At 70.3% G+C, this 12647-nt stretch carries 13 protein-coding genes; 7 read left to right on the top strand and 6 right to left on the bottom strand.

Annotation, left to right across the window (positions count from 1 at the left end; all coding sequences use genetic code 11):
- Positions 1-104: 104 nt before the first annotated feature.
- Positions 105-1280: an alanine racemase gene (gene alr, locus ACWDR3_RS32965; protein ID WP_450356216.1), complete on the bottom strand. Its 1176-nt coding sequence runs from the start codon at positions 1278-1280 to the stop codon at positions 105-107.
- A 191-nt stretch (positions 1281-1471) separates the two neighbouring features.
- On the opposite strand from alr, the gene ACWDR3_RS32970 reads away from it, so the two are divergent.
- Entirely contained in the window at positions 1472-2461 is a 990-nt protein-coding gene (locus ACWDR3_RS32970; RefSeq protein ID WP_450356217.1) for a phosphotriesterase family protein, read from the top strand.
- A 6-nt stretch (positions 2462-2467) separates the two neighbouring features.
- On the opposite strand, the gene ACWDR3_RS32975 is transcribed toward ACWDR3_RS32970, so the two are convergent.
- From ACWDR3_RS32975 to ACWDR3_RS32985, 3 genes are all read right to left on the bottom strand, one after another.
- On the bottom strand, positions 2468-3397 hold the full coding sequence (locus ACWDR3_RS32975) for a L,D-transpeptidase (RefSeq protein ID WP_450356218.1): 930 nt from the start codon (positions 3395-3397) through the stop codon (positions 2468-2470).
- A gap of 108 nt (positions 3398-3505) precedes the next feature.
- Positions 3506-4972, bottom strand: a complete 1467-nt coding sequence (locus ACWDR3_RS32980; RefSeq protein WP_450356219.1) for an NAD(P)H-hydrate dehydratase — start codon at positions 4970-4972, stop codon at positions 3506-3508.
- A 48-nt stretch (positions 4973-5020) separates the two neighbouring features.
- Positions 5021-5392 (bottom strand): holo-ACP synthase, encoded by a 372-nt coding sequence (locus ACWDR3_RS32985; RefSeq protein ID WP_450356220.1) that lies wholly within the window; start codon positions 5390-5392, stop codon positions 5021-5023.
- 132 nt (positions 5393-5524) lie between these two features.
- Between ACWDR3_RS32985 and ACWDR3_RS32990 the strand changes: the two genes are divergently transcribed.
- A complete protein-coding gene (locus ACWDR3_RS32990) occupies positions 5525-6025 on the top strand; it encodes an RICIN domain-containing protein (protein ID WP_450356221.1) in 501 nt (166 codons plus the stop codon).
- 97 nt (positions 6026-6122) lie between these two features.
- Entirely contained in the window at positions 6123-6482 is a 360-nt protein-coding gene (locus tag ACWDR3_RS32995) for a hypothetical protein (protein ID WP_450356222.1), read from the top strand.
- 54 nt (positions 6483-6536) lie between these two features.
- Here ACWDR3_RS32995 and glmS read toward each other — a convergent pair whose 3' ends face one another.
- Positions 6537-8384 carry a glutamine--fructose-6-phosphate transaminase (isomerizing) gene (gene glmS, locus ACWDR3_RS33000; RefSeq protein WP_450356223.1) on the bottom strand — a complete coding sequence of 616 codons (1848 nt, stop codon included), beginning with the start codon at positions 8382-8384 and terminating at the stop codon, positions 6537-6539.
- A gap of 121 nt (positions 8385-8505) precedes the next feature.
- On the opposite strand from glmS, the gene ACWDR3_RS33005 reads away from it, so the two are divergent.
- From ACWDR3_RS33005 to ACWDR3_RS33020, 4 genes are all read left to right on the top strand, one after another.
- Complete coding sequence (locus ACWDR3_RS33005; protein WP_450356224.1) at positions 8506-8937, top strand: hypothetical protein; 432 nt, start codon at positions 8506-8508, stop codon at positions 8935-8937.
- Positions 8937-9416, top strand: a complete 480-nt coding sequence (locus ACWDR3_RS33010; protein WP_450356225.1) for an SMI1/KNR4 family protein — start codon at positions 8937-8939, stop codon at positions 9414-9416. Before ACWDR3_RS33005 ends, ACWDR3_RS33010 begins: the two co-directional genes overlap by 1 nt.
- A 120-nt stretch (positions 9417-9536) precedes the next feature.
- Positions 9537-10505 carry a type I pantothenate kinase gene (gene coaA / locus ACWDR3_RS33015; RefSeq protein WP_450356226.1) on the top strand — a complete coding sequence of 323 codons (969 nt, stop codon included), beginning with the start codon at positions 9537-9539 and terminating at the stop codon, positions 10503-10505.
- A 16-nt stretch (positions 10506-10521) separates the two neighbouring features.
- Positions 10522-11469: a DUF389 domain-containing protein gene (locus ACWDR3_RS33020; protein ID WP_450356227.1), complete on the top strand. Its 948-nt coding sequence runs from the start codon at positions 10522-10524 to the stop codon at positions 11467-11469.
- Between the two features lie 90 nt (positions 11470-11559).
- Here ACWDR3_RS33020 and ACWDR3_RS33025 read toward each other — a convergent pair.
- Positions 11560-12647, bottom strand: a 1088-nt coding sequence (locus tag ACWDR3_RS33025) for a phosphoglucosamine mutase (RefSeq protein ID WP_450356228.1), incomplete at its 5' end; no start/stop codon positions are given.

Genomic DNA, 12647 nt, shown 5'->3' on the forward strand with positions numbered 1-12647 from the left:
CGCCGGACTGCTGTTCGCTGGATCGGGTGATGGTGTGGCACAGGTCGTGAGGTGTCCCCGAGGGGGTTACCCCACCTGTTCCCTGTTCACAGCTCGTTCCTCGTTCAAGTAGCCGTATTCACATAGACGCGAGGAACGCGCGTTCCGATGCGCGTGACGATCTCGTACGCGATGGTGCCCGCGGCCTGCGCCCAGTCCTCGGCGGTGGGCTCGCCCCGGTCGCCGGGTCCGAACAGCACCGCCTCCGTGCCGGGCGGCGGCTCGTCCCCGCCGAGGTCGACGACGAACTGGTCCATCGCGACCCGCCCCGCGACCGTCCGCCACTTGCCGTCGACCAGGACCGGACCGGTGCCGGAGGCGTGGCGCGGGATGCCGTCCGCGTAGCCGACGGGCACGAGGCCGAGGGTGGTCTCGCCGGGGGTGGTGTAGTGATGCCCGTAACTGACGCCGTGACCCCCGGGGACGTGCTTCACGAGGGCGATGTTCGCCGCGAGCGTCATCACCGGGCGCAGTCCGAAGTCGGCCGGGGTGCCGACCTCCGGGCTGGGCGAGATGCCGTAGAGGGCGATCCCGGTGCGGACGAGGTCGAAGTGGGCCTCGGGGAGCGTGAGCGTGGCCGGCGAGTTGGCGATGTGCCGCACCTCGGGGCGGACGCCCTGGCCCTCGGCGTACGCCAGCATCTCCCGGAAGAGGGTGAGCTGGGCGGCGATGGAGGGGTGCCCCGGCTCGTCGGCGCAGGCGAAATGGGACCACAGCCCGGTGACGCGGACCAGCCCGTCCGCCTCGGCGCGCAGGGCGGCGGTGACCAACTCGGCCCAGTCCTCGCCCGGCTGGCACCCGTTCCGCCCGAGCCCGGTGTCGGCCTTGAGCTGCACGCGCGCGGGGAGCCCGGCGGCACGCGCGGCCTCCGTGACCTCCTCCAGCGCCCACATCCCGCTGACGGAGACGTCGATGTCGGCCTCGATGGCCTCCCGCCAGGGCCCGCCCGGCGTCCACAGCCAGCACATGACCCGCACCCGCTCGGGCGTCAGCCCCTCGGCCCGGCGCAGCGCGAGCGCCTCCTCGGGCGTCGCCGTGCCGAGCCAGCCGGCCCCCGCCTCGACGGCCGCGCGGGCGCACGGCACCGCACCGTGGCCGTACGCCTCGGACTTCACGACGGCCATGAGCTCCGCACCCGGCGCGAGGGCGCGCAGGGTCCGCACATTGGCGCGCAGGGCGGCCAGATCGATCTCGGCGCGGGCGCGCAGCGGTGCGGTCGGGGCGGTTGCTGTCTCATTCATGGCGTCCCCAGTCTCTCAGAGGGCTGTGACAACACCGGGAACCCGTCCGGTGGTCCGGCGGCAAGAGCGTTCCCGGCCGAGGTGCGCGTCCGCGGGAAAGGAGTGCGCGCCGGCGCGAAAGACGGCCGTACCGGCCCGCTGTGAGAGTCGTTCCGGCAGCACGACTCACACACCACCACCCAAGGACTCGCATGCCCTCGTCACCGGAGAAGTCACCGGCAGTACAGACCGTCCGCGGCCCCGTAGCGGCCGGCGACCTCGGCACCGTGCTGATGCACGAGCACGTCTTCGTCCTCAGCGAGGAGCTGCGGCAGAGCCTGCCGGAGACCTGGGACGAGCAGGAGCGGATCGCCGACGCGGTGACCCGGCTGGAGGCCCTGGCCGCGACCGGCGTGACCACGATCGTCGACCCCACCGTGATCGGGCTCGGCCGCAACGTCGCGCGCGTGGCCGAGGTGAACGCGCGGGTCGACCTCAACATCGTCGCGGCCACCGGCGTGTACACGCTCAGCGACGTCCCCCACTTCTTCCAGTACCACGGACCGGGCACGATCCTCGGCGGCCCCGAGGCCATGACCGAGCTGTTCGTGCGCGAACTCACCGTGGGCATCGCGGACACCGGCATCAGGGCCGCGTTCCTCAAGTGCGCGATCGAGAACGACCTCACCCCGGGTGTGGAGCGGGTGATGCGCGCGGTGGCCCAGGCCCATCTGCGCACCGGCGCACCGATCACCGTGCACACCAGCGCGCAGGCCCGGACCGGGCTGGTCGCGCAGGACATCCTGCGCAGCGAGGGCGTGGACCTCGGCGCGGTCGTCATCGGCCACAGCGGCGACACGGCCGACCTCGACTACCTGCACCAGCTCATCGACAACGGCTCGTACGTCGGCATGGACCGCTTCGGCCTCGACATCCTGCTGCCGGGCGACCAGCGCGTGGCGACGGTCGCGAAGCTCGCGGGTGAGGGCTTCGCCGACCGGATGGTGCTGTCGCACGACGCGTCCTGCCACATCGACTGGTTCCCGCCGGGCGTACGCGAGCAGATCGCGCCGAACTGGCACTACACGCACCTGCACGACGAGGTGCTCCCGGCGCTGCGCTCAGCGGGCGTCACGGAGGACCAGCTGACGACCATGCTGGTCGACAACCCGCGCCGCTACTTCACGCCAACGACCAAGTAGCCACGACTAGTTGCCGGGCCGGTGCCCCCAGACGTACACCCGGTCGCCCTTCTTCAGCACACCCCACAGCTTCCGGGCGTCGCCGAGCCGCAAGTTGACGCAGCCCCAAGACCCGGTGGTCGTGTAGATGCTCCCGTAGACGGCGTGAAAGGCCTGCCCGCCGTCGAAGAACTGGGCATACGGCATGGGCGAGTTGTACAGCGTCGACCAGTGGTTCTTGTGCTTCCAGAAGACCTTGTGCCACCCGAGCCGGGTCCGGTGCCCGGTGCGCCCGCTGCGCATCGGCACCGGCCCGAAGACGACCTTCTTGCCCTTCTGCACCCAGGTCAGCTCACGATTGAGATCGACACAGGCGACCCGGTACGACTTCACCGGACACAGCTTCTTGGCGTTGGGATTCTTCCGGGCCCCGATGTACTGCATGGTCGCCCAGGTGACGGGCCCGGCAAAGCCAATGGCCGGCTTGATCTTCTGCTTCTGCTGGAACTTCCGGATGGCCTTGCAGTCGGCCGCCGACTGCTTCCCGTCCGCCTTCAGCTTCAGCCACCGCTCGACCGGCCGCTGATAGGGCCCGGTCCGCTTGCTGCACGCCACCTTCGCGACGGCGTCCCCGAGCGGCACGTACTCGACAAGGTCGTACGTCCCCTCCGCGGCGTCCCGCGGCTCCACGGCGTCCTCCGCCCGAGTCGGCGTGTACACCTGCGGCGGCAGCACCTGGTCGGGCGTATCGATCTGCCAGGGCTGATAGGGGCCGGGAGCGACGCCGGGCACGAGCTCGGCCTCGGGACCGGGCACGGGCGGAGCGGGCGGCACGGGCGCGGCCCAGGCGGCACCACCGGAAAGGGCGGTGACTGGAAGGGCGGTCACGACGGCGAGGACCACGGCAACACTGCGACACGCGATACGTCTGCGAGATGCGATACGTCTGCTGATCATGCGATCAGAGAAACGCGCCCGGGGCTCGGGACGGGGGTGGCACGCGGACGGGGTCACCCATACGTAGCCGCGCAGACCCCCTCATTGGTCCTCTGTGCCGACCTCGTCCTACTGGTCGCGCACATCCCGCCACGCCCGTACGACCGCCTCGGCCACGTCATGTGCCCCCACCGGCGCCCCGTCCGAGGCGAACCTCCCGGCGAGGCCGTGCAGATACGCGGCCACGCTCCCCGCGTCCAGCGCGCTGAGCCCGGCCGCGAGGAGCGACCCGCCGAGCCCGGACAGCACGTCCCCGCTCCCGGCCGTGGCCAGCCACCCGGTCCCGGTCGGATTGACGCGTACGGCCCCGCCGGCGGCGTCGGCGATGAGCGTGGTCGAGCCCTTGAGCAGGACGGTCGCCCCGTACCGCGCCGCCAGCTCCCGCGCCGAGGCCAGCCGGGCCCCCTCGACCTGTTCGCGGGCCACGCCGAGCAGCGCGGCGGCCTCACCGGCGTGCGGGGTCATCAGCGTGGGCGCGGTCCGGGCCCGTACGGCATCCCGGTCGGCGAGCCGCAGCCCGTCCGCGTCGATCAGCACGGGCACGTCGGCGGCCAGCACCTCGCCCACGTACGAGGCGTCGTCCCCGGCGCCCGGCCCGACGACCCAGGCCTGCACCCGCCCGGCCTGCTTGGGCCCCTGGTCGGACACGAGCACCTCGGGGAACCGCGCGATCACGGCGTCCGCGGCGGGCCCGACGTACCGCACGGCCCCGGCGCCGCCCCGCAGCGCCCCGGCGACGGCGAGCACGGCCGCGCCCGGGTACCGCGCCGACCCGGCCGCGATCCCGACCACACCCCGCCGGTACTTGTCGCTCTCGGCCCCGGGCACGGGCAGCAGCGCGGCCACGTCGGCATGTTGCAGGGCCTCCAGCTCGGGCTCGTCGGGGAGTACGTCCCCCAGCCCGATGTCGACGAGCCGCACGGACCCGGCGTACTCCCGAGCGGGATCGATGAGCAGGGCAGGCTTGTGCGTCCCGAAGGTGACGGTGAGATCGGCCCGTACGGCAGCCCCCCGCACCTCCCCGCTGTCCGCCTCGACCCCACTGGGCAGATCGACGGCGACGACGGGAACGCGGGCCTCGGCGACGACCGCGGCCAACCGCTCCGCGTCGGGCCGCAGCCCCCCGCTGCCACCGATCCCGACAATCCCGTCGACGAGGAGATCGGCCCGGAGAATGGCCTCCTCGACGGCGTCGACACCAAGAGCGGCGTTGACGTCGCCGGCGGCGACCACCCGCCCCCCGGCCCGCCGAAACGCTTCCAGCCCCCCGGCATGGGCCCGCTCGGGCGCGAGCAGTACGGCGGCGACCCCCGCCCCCCGCCGGGCGAGGCGCGCGCCGGCGTACAGCGCGTCGCCCCCGTTGTCCCCACTCCCGACGAGCAGCACGATCCGGCTCCCGTAGACCCGCCCGAGCACCTCCGCGCAGGCGGTGGCCAGCCCGGCGGCGGCGCGCTGCATCAGCGCCCCCTCGGGAAGCCGCGCCATGAGCGCCCGCTCGGCGGTCCTTACCGTGTCCACGCTGTAGGCAGTACGCATGGACCGAGTCTCTCGCGCGGGCGCGCGCCACCGCACCCGGGCACCGGGTCACCCCTCGGCGATCACCACGGCCGACGCGACCCCCGCGTCATGGCTGAGCGACACATGCCAGGACCGCACGCCCAACTCCGCCGCCTTCGCCGCGACGGTCCCCCGCACCCGCAGCCGGGGCTGCCCGCTCTCCTCGACGTACACCTCGGCGTCCGTCCAGAGCAGCCCGGCCGGCGCCCCGAGCGCCTTGGCCAACGCTTCCTTCGCGGCGAACCGCGCGGCCAGCGAGGCGACCCCCCGCCGCTCCCCACTGGGCAACAGCAACTCGCTCTCCACGAACAGCCGTTCCGCCATCCCGGGCGTGCGCTTGAGCGACGCCGCGAACCGATCGATCTCGGCCACGTCGATTCCGACCCCGATGATGCTCATGCGGAGCACCTTAAGGCGGGTGGAGAAGCTGACCTCGTCTTGACCCGGTGTTCCACGGGAGTTGGGGCCGGGGTGCGAGGGTGTGCGGCTGGTGAAGGAGCCGTACCCCTGTCCTAGTCCAAGGAGAGATGTATGCCCCGTGCCCTCAAAGCCGCCCGCAGAGCCGGCGCCGTGGCGCTCACGCTCACTGCCGTCGGATTCCTGTCGCCGTCACCGGCGCAGGCCGCCGTCACCTACTCGACGCTGGTCAACGGCAACAGCTTCCAGTGCCTGGCGATACCCCACGCCAGCGGCGCCAACGATGTCGTTCCGATCCAGTGGCCCTGCAGCGACGACGCCGAACAGCAGTGGTACCTGAAGCCGCAGGCCGACGGGCGCGTCACCATCATCAACAAGAACAGCCAGAAGTGCCTCGTCGTCGGGGGCGCGACAAGCGGCACGAAGCCCATTCAGTGGACCTGCGACTCGGACAACCCTCCGGGCCAGCAGGATCTCTGGATCCACGACAGCGACTTCCGCCTGCGCAGCATGTACGCCAACCTCTGCCTCGCCATCCCCAACTCCAGTACCACCAGCGGCATCGAGCCGATCCTGTGGACGTGCAACACGAACAACGACCAGACCTGGCAATGACCCGCGATCATGACATGCTCGCGCCCCAAGTACTGTTCCCCGTGACCCGTGTCCGCCGTTGCGGACGCGAACGCACGTCAACGGGAGAACGTACGCAATGAAGTTGAAGGCACTCGGAACCGCGGCCGCGGCCGTCGCGCTGGTCGGTACGGCGCTCACCGGCGGGGTCGCCGTCGCGCAGACCGCCTCCGCCAGCACCGCCGCCGCCCTGCCGACGGACTGCAGCAAGTTCCTGAGCCCGATCAAGCCCAAGGAAAGCGTCAACATCCGTACCAGCCCGAAGACTTCGGCCACGGCGATCGGCGTCTGGCCCAAGGGCAAGAGCGGTGCGATCTGCAACGACGGCAAGTCCTACAAGGGCGGCTCGTACACGGCCTGCGGCAAGACGAGCGACCAGTGGTACTACGGCAGTTACGGCTCCAAGAAGGGCTGGGTCACGAAGACCTGCACGTACTGACAGAACGGGGAGTCGGGCGGACGGCTGTGTGCCGCCCGCCCGACTCCCCGTCTCTCACTCCACCGTCACCGACTTCGCCAGGTTCCGCGGCTGGTCCACCTCGTTGCCCCGGGCGGTGGCCAGCTCGCACGCGAAGACCTGCAACGGCACGGTGGCGACCAGGGGTTGGAGCAGGGTCGGCGTCGCGGGGATGCGGATCAGATGGTCGGCGTACGGCACCACCGCCTCGTCCCCCTCCTCCGCGATGACGATGGTCCGCGCCCCCCGGGCCCTGATCTCCTGGATGTTGGACACGATCTTGTCGTGGAGCACGGATCGTCCCCGAGGGGACGGGACCACCACGACGACCGGCAGATCCGGCTCGATCAGCGCGATCGGCCCGTGCTTCAACTCGCCCGCCGCGAAGCCCTCCGCGTGCATGTAGGCGAGTTCCTTGAGCTTGAGCGCACCCTCCAGCGCGACGGGATACCCCACGTGCCGGCCGAGGAACAGCACCGTGTTCTTGTCGGCGAGGGAGCGCGCCAACTCCCGTACAGGTTCCATGGTTTCGAGGACCCGCTCGACCTCGCCGCCGATCTGCGCGAGGTCCCGGATGACGGCCCCGATCTCGTCGCCCCACTTGGTGCCGCGCACCTGACCGAGGTACAGCGCGACCAGGTAGCACGCCACCAGCTGGGTCAGGAACGCCTTGGTCGACGCGACCGCGACCTCGGGCCCGGCGTGCGTGTACAGCACCGCGTCCGACTCACGCGGAATCGTCGACCCGTTGGTGTTGCAGATGGCCAGCACCTTGGAGCCCTGCTCACGGGCGTGCCGTAGCGCCATGAGCGTGTCCATGGTCTCCCCGGACTGCGAGATGGCGATGACCAGCGACCGCGCGCCCAGGATCGGATCCCGGTACCGGAACTCGCTGGCCAGTTCCACCTCGCACGGGATCCGCGTCCAGTGCTCGATGGCGTACTTGGCGATGAGCCCGGCGTGGAAGGCCGTACCGCACGCGACGATGACGACCTTGTCGACCTCGCGCAGCTCGTGCACCGGGATCCGGACCTCGTCCAGCCGCAGCAGCCCCTCCGCGTCGATCCGCCCCAGCAATGTGTCGGCGACGGCCTTCGGCTGCTCGGCGATCTCCTTGAGCATGAAGTAGTCGTAGCCGCCCTTCTCGGCGGCGGAGGCGTCCCAGTCGACGTGGTACGAGCGGACCTCGGCCGGGGTCCCGTCGAACCCGGTCACCGTCACCCCGTCCCGCCGCAGCTCGACGACCTGGTCCTGCCCGAGCTCGACCGCCGACCGCGTGTGCGCGATGAACGCGGCGACGTCCGAGGCGAGGAAGGCCTCGCCTTCACCGACCCCCACCACCAAGGGCGAGTTCCGTCGCGCCCCCACCACCACGTCCGGGGCGTCGGCATGCACGGCGACCAGAGTGAACGCCCCCTCCAACCTCCGGCACACGAGCCGCATGGCCTCCGCGAGATCGGCGGTGGCGGAGAACTCCTCGGCGAGCAGATGCGCGACCACTTCGGTGTCGGTCTCGGAGGCGAGCTCATGCCCCCGCTCGGCCAACTCGGCCCGCAGCAGGGCGAAGTTCTCGATGATCCCGTTGTGGACGACGGCGACCCGCCCGGCGTTGTCGAGATGCGGATGGGCGTTCGCATCGGTCGGCCCCCCGTGCGTGGCCCACCGCGTATGCCCGATCCCGGTACCGCCCGCCGGCAGCGGCCGCTCCACCAGCTCCTTCTCCAGATTGACCAGCTTCCCGGCCTTCTTGCCCGCCGCCAGCCCCCCGTCCGCGAGCACGGCGACCCCCGCCGAGTCGTATCCCCGGTACTCCAGCCGCCTCAGCCCGGCCATCACCACATCAAGCGCCGACTGCGACCCCACGTATCCCACGATTCCGCACATGGGCGGCAGCCTAGGCGCCGAAAGCGGCCAAAACACGGCACGTCTTGCCCGATTTCGGAATTTGCACCCATGATCAGACCAGGCCGCCCACACCGAGCCCCACCATCGACCCGGAGAGCCCATGAGCGACGACCACATGACCGACGCCCCCATATCCGGCCTGCCGCCGAAAGCTTCGCCGGAGGTCGTCGAGGAGCGCCAGGCGCTGGCCGAGCGTGTGTGTCAGGAACTGCGGCTCGTAGGGCTCGCGGTGCACCGACGCGACCTCACCGGCGATCCGGACGTCCTGCCCGGCGTGGACGTACATGTGACGCCGTTCGTCGACGGCGGGGTGTACGCGAGCTGGCGCACGGACGCCGAGCTGCGCGATCCCGCGCTCGCTCTCTTCGCGGAAGGCATCGACTACTCCGACCCGCCCCCGGTCGTCCGCCACTTCAACAACGTGCTCCACCAGATGCAGACCGCCCTCATGGGGATCCTCGCCTCGGCGGGCTTCGAGGTCGAGGAGCCGGACCGACACGGTTTCGGGACCATGGTCCTGGTGACGGGCTGATGACACCCATCGAAGCGAGCCGCATGGTCATCGACCTCGTACGCGCCAACGAGGACCTCTTCCAGCACGGCGACGGCTGCCCTCCCGAGCTGATCGCCCGGGCGGAGGCCGAGATGGCGCTCGCCTTCCCGCCGTCGTACCGCCTCCTGATCGAGGAGTTCGGCACCTGGGAGACCCCGCCCACCGAATTCCTCGGCGTGTACCAAACACCTCTGGCGGGCGACAGACTGCTGGGCACCTCCGCGTACACCGTCGAGGACCGCACCGCACTCGGCCTCCCGCACCACTTCATGGTCCTCATGCACGACGACGTATGGGAGGTCGTGGTCCTCGACACCTCCCGGCCCGACGAGGACGGCGAGTACCCCGTCTACGCATGGAACACGGGCGTCCTCAACGGCGGCCTCATGGAGAAGATCGCGGACAGCTACGGAGAATTCGCACTGGCCGAGTGCCAACAGAAACTGAGCTGGAGCTGACCCCTCGCTCGCCCCCGTCCCCTCTTCCCCCCTCCCCCGCTCTCCCCCACGTGACGGACCCCACCCGCCACCCCGTTCAAACTCCGTTAACAATGGACTGTGATCTCTCCGGTCTCCCCGATGCCCCGGAGCGCCCACCGGCACAGGCCGGAGGCGACTCCCTACGTCGACCTCACCCGAGCCGAGTGGAGCGCGCTGCGCGACAAGACGCCGCTCCCGCTCACCGCCGAGGAAGTCGAGAAGCTGCGCGGTCTGGGCGATGTCATCGACCTCGACGAGGTGCGTGACATCTACCTCCCGCTGTCCAGACTCCTCAACCTCTACGTCGGCGCCACGGACGGTCTGAGAAACGCGCTCAACACCTTCCTGGGCGAACAGGGCTCCCAGTCCGGCACCCCGTTCGTCATAGGCGTCGCCGGCTCGGTGGCGGTCGGCAAGTCCACGGTCGCCCGCCTCCTCCAGGCCCTGCTCTCCCGCTGGCCCGAACACCCCCGCGTCGAGCTGGTCACCACCGACGGCTTCCTCCTGCCCACCCGGGAACTGGAGGCCCGCGGCCTGATGTCACGCAAGGGCTTCCCGGAGTCGTACGACCGCCGCGCGCTCACCCGTTTCGTCGCCGACATCAAGGCGGGCAAGGACGAGGTCACCGCGCCCGTCTACTCCCACCTGATCTACGACATCGTCCCGGACCGGCGCCTCACGGTCCGCCGCCCGGACATCCTGATCGTCGAGGGCCTGAACGTCCTGCAGCCCGCCCTCCCCGGCAAGGACGGCCGCACCCGCGTCGGCCTCGCCGACTACTTCGACTTCAGCGTCTACGTCGATGCCAGCGGCGACGACATCGAGCGCTGGTACCTCAACCGGTTCAAGAAGCTGCGCCAGACGGCCTTCCAGAACCCGGACTCCTACTTCCGCAAGTACACCCAGGTCTCCGAGGAAGAGGCCCTCGACTACGCCCGCACCCTCTGGCGCACCATCAACAAGCCCAACCTCGTCGAGAACATCGCCCCCACCCGAGGCCGCGCCACCCTCATCATCCGCAAGAGCACGGACCACAAGGTCCAGCGGCTGAGCCTGCGCAAACTCTGACGGCTACTCTGCCCGCATGCTCCACCTGCGCCTGATCACCCCGTCCACCCGTACCGACGACGTGGTCCGTCTGATCGAGGGGACGGTCGGCACCACCCACCTGGTCGTGCTGCCGGGCGCCGCCCGCGACCCCGCCGGGGACCTGGTGCTGTGCGACGTGGCCCGCGAGGCCGGCGACGAACTCATCGCCGGGCTGCGGGAGTTGGACCTGGACCGCACCGGTTCCATCGCCGTCGACAACATCGACCTGTCGCTGTCCGAGCGCGCGGACAAGGCGGAGGCGGACGCACCCGGCGAGGGCGCCGACGCGGTCCTGTGGGAGCACCTCGCCGACGCCTCGCACGAGGAGTCGACGCTCTCCATCACCTACGTCGCCTTCATCACGCTCGCCACGATGATCGCGGCCTGCGGTGTGGTGCTGGACAACGCGATCCTGATCGTCGGCGCGATGGCGGTCGGCCCGGAGTTCGGCCCGCTGGCCGGCATCTGCACGGCGATCGTGCGCCGCGCGCCCCGCCTCGCCCTGCGCTCCCTGATCGCCCTGCTCGTCGGCTTCGCCTTCGCCATGCTGGTCACGGTCGGCTTCAGCTACTTCATGGACGCCGTGGACCTGTTCAGCAAGGTCCGCCTGGAGGCCGAGCGCCCCAACACCAACTTCATCTACCAGCCCGACGCGTTCTCCTTCGTCGTGGCGGTCCTCGCCGGCATCGCCGGCACCCTCTCCCTGACCTCGGCGAAGTCCGGCCTCTTGGTAGGCGTGGCCATCTCGGTCACCACGGTCCCGGCCGCAGCGAACGCGGCAGTGGCCTTCACCTACAACGAGTACAGACAGGCCTGGGGCTCGACAGAGCAACTACTCCTGAACCTGCTGGGCATCGTCCTGGCAGGCACGCTCACGCTGCTCGCGCAGAAATGGCTGTGGTGGAACCAACGGCAACGAACAAGTGGGCGCAAGGTCAACTAACCCAGGGGCGCGGGGAACTGCGCGACAAGCCACAACGAACCCGCAGCCCGCACCACACAGATCCACGCACCCCGAACCCGGAACCAAGAACTACCCGAGCGCCGACTTCACCGCATCAGCCAACCGCCCCGCCACAGACCGAGCCTGATCAATATCCGCAGCCTCGACCATCACCCGAACCAACGGCTCAGTCCCGGACGGCCGAAGCAACACCCGCCCCGTAACCCCGAGTTCCCGCTCAGCCTCAGCAACAGCAGTCGCCAGCTCGGCAGAGCTGCCCACCCGCGTCCGATCGACATCCGGCACATTGATCAGCACCTGCGGCAACCGCTCCATCACAGCCGCAAGCTCCCGCAACGACCGCCCGCTGGAAGCAACCCGCGCCGCGAGCATGAGCCCGGTCAACGTCCCGTCCCCGGTCGTCGCGTGGTCGAGAATGATCACGTGCCCGGACTGCTCACCCCCCAGCGCGTACCCGTGCTCCTTCATCTCCTCCAGCACATAGCGGTCACCGACGGCGGTCTGAATGATCGTCAGACCCTCCCGCTCCATGGCCAGTTTGAAGCCCAGGTTCGACATGACCGTCGCGACAACGGTGTCGGCCCGCAGCGCACCCCGCTCCCGCAGAGCCAGCGCGAGTACGGCCATGATCTGGTCCCCGTCGACCTCGTCACCGGTGTGGTCCACGGCCAGACACCGGTCCGCGTCCCCGTCGTGCGCGATACCGAAGTCCGCGCCGTGCTCGACGACCGCCGCCTTGAGCAGCCCCAGGTGCGTGGATCCACACCCGTCGTTGATGTTGAGCCCGTCGGGCTCCGCGCCGATCGTGATGACCTCGGCGCCGGCCCGCGAGAACGCCTCCGGCGAGACCCGCGAGGCAGCGCCATGCGCCTCGTCGAGGACGATCTTCAGCCCGTCGAGCCGGTTCGGCAGCACGCCGATCAGATGGGCGACGTACTGGTCGAAGCCCTCGTTGTAGCGCCGCACCCGGCCGACGCCCGAGCCGGTCGGGCGGTCCCAGGGGGCACCCGTGCGGTGCTCCTCGTAGACCGCCTCGATCCGCTCCTCCAGCTCGTCGTCGAGCTTGTGCCCGCCGCGCGCGAGGAACTTCAGTCCGTTGTCGGGCATGGCGTTGTGGCTCCTTGCGGACATAAGGGTCGTGAGGGGGCTGCATGACC

The organism is Streptomyces sp. NPDC001002 (assembly GCF_053599215.1).

What these genes read in the sequence shown, in the direction of transcription:
- alr (WP_450356216.1), bottom strand. Translation starts at nt 1,280, where the DNA reads ATGAATGAGACAGCAACCGCCCCGACCGCACCGCTGCGCGCCCGCGCC.
- ACWDR3_RS32970 (WP_450356217.1), top strand. Translation starts at nt 1,472, where the DNA reads ATGCCCTCGTCACCGGAGAAGTCACCGGCAGTACAGACCGTCCGCGGC.
- ACWDR3_RS32975 (WP_450356218.1), bottom strand. Translation starts at nt 3,397, where the DNA reads ATGATCAGCAGACGTATCGCATCTCGCAGACGTATCGCGTGTCGCAGT.
- ACWDR3_RS32980 (WP_450356219.1), bottom strand. Translation starts at nt 4,972, where the DNA reads ATGCGTACTGCCTACAGCGTGGACACGGTAAGGACCGCCGAGCGGGCG.
- ACWDR3_RS32985 (WP_450356220.1), bottom strand. Translation starts at nt 5,392, where the DNA reads ATGAGCATCATCGGGGTCGGAATCGACGTGGCCGAGATCGATCGGTTC.
- ACWDR3_RS32990 (WP_450356221.1), top strand. Translation starts at nt 5,525, where the DNA reads ATGCCCCGTGCCCTCAAAGCCGCCCGCAGAGCCGGCGCCGTGGCGCTC.
- ACWDR3_RS32995 (WP_450356222.1), top strand. Translation starts at nt 6,123, where the DNA reads ATGAAGTTGAAGGCACTCGGAACCGCGGCCGCGGCCGTCGCGCTGGTC.
- glmS (WP_450356223.1), bottom strand. Translation starts at nt 8,384, where the DNA reads ATGTGCGGAATCGTGGGATACGTGGGGTCGCAGTCGGCGCTTGATGTG.
- ACWDR3_RS33005 (WP_450356224.1), top strand. Translation starts at nt 8,506, where the DNA reads ATGAGCGACGACCACATGACCGACGCCCCCATATCCGGCCTGCCGCCG.
- ACWDR3_RS33010 (WP_450356225.1), top strand. Translation starts at nt 8,937, where the DNA reads ATGACACCCATCGAAGCGAGCCGCATGGTCATCGACCTCGTACGCGCC.
- coaA (WP_450356226.1), top strand. Translation starts at nt 9,537, where the DNA reads ATGCCCCGGAGCGCCCACCGGCACAGGCCGGAGGCGACTCCCTACGTC.
- ACWDR3_RS33020 (WP_450356227.1), top strand. Translation starts at nt 10,522, where the DNA reads ATGCTCCACCTGCGCCTGATCACCCCGTCCACCCGTACCGACGACGTG.